This is a genomic window from Pontibacter sp. HJ8, from assembly GCF_054824225.1.
This window is the reverse complement of record NZ_JSYF01000476.1, coordinates 1-4,964: the sequence shown is the minus strand read 5'-3', so window position 1 is coordinate 4,964 and position 4,964 is coordinate 1. Positions and strand designations below refer to the sequence as shown.

3 protein-coding genes are annotated in these 4,964 nt (G+C 53.9%); all 3 read left to right on the top strand.

The features are described 5' to 3' along the window. The first annotated feature begins 265 nt into the window (after positions 1–265). The gene (locus OB13_RS18060; protein ID WP_461491582.1) at positions 266–2,626 is read left to right on the top strand and encodes a family 1 glycosylhydrolase; all 2,361 of its coding nucleotides are present in this window, start codon (positions 266–268) and stop codon (positions 2,624–2,626) included. A 175-nt stretch (positions 2,627–2,801) separates the two neighbouring features. Continuing rightward, positions 2,802–4,052 carry a glycosyltransferase family 1 protein gene (locus tag OB13_RS18055; RefSeq protein WP_461491581.1) on the top strand — a complete coding sequence of 417 codons (1,251 nt, stop codon included), beginning with the start codon at positions 2,802–2,804 and terminating at the stop codon, positions 4,050–4,052. A 20-nt stretch (positions 4,053–4,072) separates the two neighbouring features. After that, a partial coding sequence (gene glf, locus OB13_RS18050) for a UDP-galactopyranose mutase (RefSeq protein ID WP_461491580.1) occupies positions 4,073–4,964 on the top strand: 892 nt, incomplete at its 3' end.

Below are 4,964 nucleotides of genomic sequence, written 5' to 3'. Positions count from 1 at the left end.
CCCGCTGTAAAATACAATATTCTGATTGCCAGATTATTAGATATCTCCGTATAAATACAGATTGTCCTCATTAACCACGGATTTTGTCAACAAATACCGAATTTCAAGGTATAGCCGCTTTTAATCGCCCGATTCCAAAACAACCTTTCCGCCTGTCCGTAATTTTCCTTCTATGGCTTCTCCTGATTTTGGTAGCCGGAATAACACACAATAGACTTTCGCCTGAATAGAATATTGCCTGGCGCTGGCTATTTAAAGTTGCAGTATGGAGCTAAACGAGCACGTAGAGCATTGCTATCCTGAGATTTGGGCAGGCCTGGAATGCACGGTTAACCGGGTGGGAGATACGTACCTGAACCAGATCCGGTTTAACGGGCATGCCGACCGGGAAGAGGATATTGCTGCTTTCGCTGCCCTGGGCGTCAGTAAAATACGGTATCCCTTGCTCTGGGAACTGGTGGCTCCCAACGGACCCGCCTCAGCCGACTGGACCTGGGCAGACCGCCGGATGGAACTGCTGCAGGAACACCGGATAACCCCGATACTGGGTTTGGTGCATCATGGGAGCGGCCCGCCGCATACGAGCCTCATCGATCCTGGCTTTGCAGAGGGAGTAGCCGAATATGCGCTGGCGGTGGCCGAGCGTTACCCTTGGGTCGAGTACTTTACCCCTGTGAACGAACCCCTGACCACGGCCCGGTTCAGCGGCTTGTATGGGCATTGGTACCCCCACGGCCGTGATGGCTATACCTTCGGGAAGGCCTTGCTGCACCAATGCAAAGCAACTGTACTGGCCATGCGGGCGATCCGGAAGGTTATACCCCAGGCAAAACTGGTGCAGACCGAAGATCTGGGCAAAACCTACAGTACGCCCTTGCTGTCTTACCAGGCTGCCCTTGATAATGACCGTCGCTGGGTGAGCCTGGATCTGCTCACGGGCACCCTAACACCGGAGCATGCCATGTGGCGGTATTTTGTGAACAATGGCATTCCGGAAGAAGACTTGCAGTGGTTTCGGGACAACCCCTGTACGCCGGACATCATCGGGATCAACCATTACACAACCAGTGAGCGGTACCTGGATGAAAAGCTGGAGTGTTTTCCGGCGTGGTCGCATGGCGGCAACGGAATTCACCAGTATGCGGATGTGGATGCTTTACGGGTAAATGCAGAAGATGCGGCCGGCTTTTACTCCGGGCACAAAGTGTTGTTACGGGAAGCCTGGGAGCGGTATGGGCTGCCCCTGGCAGTAACGGAAGTGCATATTTGCGGCGGGCGTGAAGACCAGATCCAATGGTTTAAGCATACCTGGGATGCCTGCACCGAGTTGAGGAAGGCCGGTATAGATATAGTGGGCGTAACTGCATGGTCCCTGCTCGGTTCCTTTGACTGGATAAACCTGGTCACCCGCGCCGACGGACATTACGAGCCCGGTGTATTTGATGTGCGCGCACCCAAACCCCGCCCCACTGCCTTAGCCAACATGTTAACACAGCTGGCGCAGAGGAAAGCGTACGATCACCCTGTGTTGCAGCTGCCTGGCTGGTGGCTGCGCCCGGACCGTTTCATCTATCCGTTTGAGGCAGAGCCCCAGCAGCAACACACCGATAGTTTGCTCAAAAGGGAAGAGAATCCGTTTGGCGGCGGACGATGCAATGGCGTCAGGCACGGGGGCAGCAATCCGGTTTATGAAAACGAAACCCTGCCTGATAGCAGCAGCCTGACAGAGCAGGAGATACAGCATCTGAAAGATACCAGCCGCCCCATTCTGATCACCGGGGCAACCGGCACGTTAGGAAGCGCTTTTGCCCGGATATGTGGAGAAAGGCATTTGCCTTACCGGTTGGTGAGCCGGAAGCAACTCGATATCACGGACCCGCTCTCGATCGAAAAGGCGATCCGGTATTATAACCCGTGGGCAGTGATCAATACGGCCGGGTATGTGAAGGTGGATGAGGCGGAAAAAGATGCGCAAACCTGCCAGCTGGTAAATGCGCAGGGGGCCTTGTGGTTGTCGGAGGTCTGTCAGAAACAAGGTATACAATACCTGACCTTTTCTTCGGATCTCGTTTTTGATGGCGAAAAGCAGCAGCTATACCTGGAAAGCGACCCGGTAAAGCCGCTCAATGTATACGGGCAAAGCAAGGCAAGGGCAGAGCAGGGTATTCTTGCAACGCATCCGGAGGCCCTGGTGGTACGAACCAGTGCCTTTTTCGGGCCCTGGGATAACTTCAACTTTCTGACCCTAATGGCAGGTCAGCTCGTGAGGGGGGATGAATTTCTGGCAGCGGAAGATACGGTGGTGTCGCCCACTTATGTGCCGGATCTGGTGCATACCTGCCTGGATTTACTTCTGGATGAAGAATCGGGTGTCTGGCATTTAAATAATCCGGGGGAGATCTCCTGGTACGATCTGGCCCGGAAAGGAGCCGAACTGATGAACCTGAATCCGGAAATGATCCGGGGAGTATCCGCTGCCGAATTACAGAAAGGGCTGCCGGCCGTCCGTCCCAGGTATAGCGCTCTGGGCAGTGAACGGGGATACTTGCTCCCGACGTTGGAAAGCGCGCTCTGGCGCTACGCAGATAGCATGAAACAATCCAGCCGTGTCACAGTTAGTGCATAAGGGATAAGATTTTACTTATAAATCTTTGATAGATGTCAAGTGAATAAACTTCTCTTGCCCTGTCCTGTAGACTGACTTTTTTTTACTTATAGCGTACTAATTCATTCAGGCTACTGAGCACTTTCCTGTTGATGCAGCGCTGGCAGCACCTGTAACCTATACCGAAACGAAACTTATGTATAAAGACACATCCGAGAATTTTGTACAGAAAACTGTAGAGAATAGTCATCCTGAAATTGGAGAAGTTAAGCTTCCGGTTAAGAAAGGAATAAAGAAAGAGAATATAGAGCTGAAGACTTTTCTGCGGCACCTGCCGGACGTGGTGTGCCTGTCGCATTTGCGGTGGGATTTTGTCTACCAGCGGCCGCAGCACCTGCTCTCGCGCTTTGCCCGGTTCGGGCGCCTGTTCTTTGTAGAGGAGCCTATTTTTGACGAAGTCCAAAAGCCTTTTATGCAGATCTCCACCCGCGGGGAGAACATACACATCGTAGTGCCCTACCTGCCTCATGGTCTGGACGAGGAACAGCGCGAAGCCCTGCAACGCGAGTTACTTGATGAACTGTTTCAAAACCAGTCGCTGGAGAAGCCTATACTTTGGTATTATACGCCCATGGCACTGAGCTTTACCGATCACCTGCAGCCCGCCCTGACGGTATACGACTGTATGGATGAGCTGGCAGCCTTTAAGTTTGCGCCTCCCCGCCTGAAGGAACTCGAGCAGCAGCTCTTTCAAAAAGCAGATCTGGTGTTCACCGGCGGACAGAGCCTGTACGAAGCCAAGCAAAAGCAGCACCGGGCCGTGTATGCTTTTCCCAGCAGCATTGACAAAGCACATTTTTCGCAGGCAAAGGAGTCGCTTACGCCACCTGCTGACCAGGCAGCTATACCTGAACCGCGGCTTGGCTTCTGTGGGGTGATCGATGAGCGCATGGACCTCGAACTGCTGACCGAAATGGCGGATGCCAGGCCGGAGTGGCAGTTTGTGATGGTAGGCCCTGTGGTGAAGATTGACCCTGCCACATTGCCCCAGCGCCCAAACATCCACTACCTGGGCGGCAAAACGTACCAGGAACTGCCCGGCTACCTGGCTGGCTGGCAGGTAGCCCTGCTGCCCTTTGCCATCAACGAATCCACGGCTTTCATCAGTCCGACCAAAACACCCGAGTACCTGGCAGCAGGCAAGCCGGTTGTCTCCACCCCGATCCGGGATGTGGTGCGCCCTTACGGGGATGCCGGACTGGTGCACATTGCAGGTACCCCGGCCGAATTTGTAGCGGCCATCGAGCTCGCCCTGGAACAGCACCAGGACAAGGTATGGCAGGCAGACGTGGACGCCTTCATGAGCACCATTTCCTGGGACCAGACCTGGCAAGGTATGGTGGAGTTGCTGGCACAGGCATCGGAACAGAAGAAAAAGCAGGGATAAGGACTTTAAGGGAGAAGGAAATGATGTTCGATTATCTGATAGTAGGAGCCGGTTTTGCCGGCAGCGTGCTGGCCGAGCGGCTGGCTTCCCAGCTCAACAAGAAAGTGCTCATTCTAGACAAGCGGAACCACATCGGGGGAAATGCTTACGATCACTACAATGAGCAAGGTATACTGGTGCACAAGTACGGGCCGCATATCTTTCACACCAACTCCAGGGATGTGTTCGAGTACCTGTCGCAGTTTACAGCCTGGCGGCCGTACGAGCACCGGGTACTGGCCAGCGTGGACGGGCAGGTTGTACCGATGCCCATAAACCTGGACACCATCAACAAACTCTATGGGCTGAGCCTGACCTCTTTTGAGGTAGATGCTTTCTTTAAGTCGGTGGCAGAAGAGGTGGGGCAGGTGCGCACCTCGGAGGATGTGGTGGTGAGCAAAGTAGGCCGTGAGCTGTACGAAAAATTCTTCCGCAACTATACCCGCAAGCAGTGGGGAATGGATCCCTCCGAGCTGGACAGATCGGTGACTTCCCGGGTACCTGTCCGGACCAACCGCGACGACCGCTACTTCACGGATACCTTCCAGTCCATGCCTTTGCACGGGTATACGGCCATGTTTGACAGGATGCTGTCGCACCCCAACATCAAGATCATGCTCAACACGGATTATCACGAAATCCTTGATGTGATTCCGTTCCGGGAGATGATCTATACCGGTCCGGTGGATGAGTATTTTGATTTCAGGTATGGCAAGCTTCCCTACCGCTCGCTGGAGTTCAAACATGAAACACTGGATAAGCCGCTCCATCTGCCGTCCGCCGTGGTGAACTATCCCAATGAGCACGCCTATACCCGTGTGACGGAATTCAAATACCTGACAGGGCAGGAGCATCCGAAAACTAGTCTGGTGT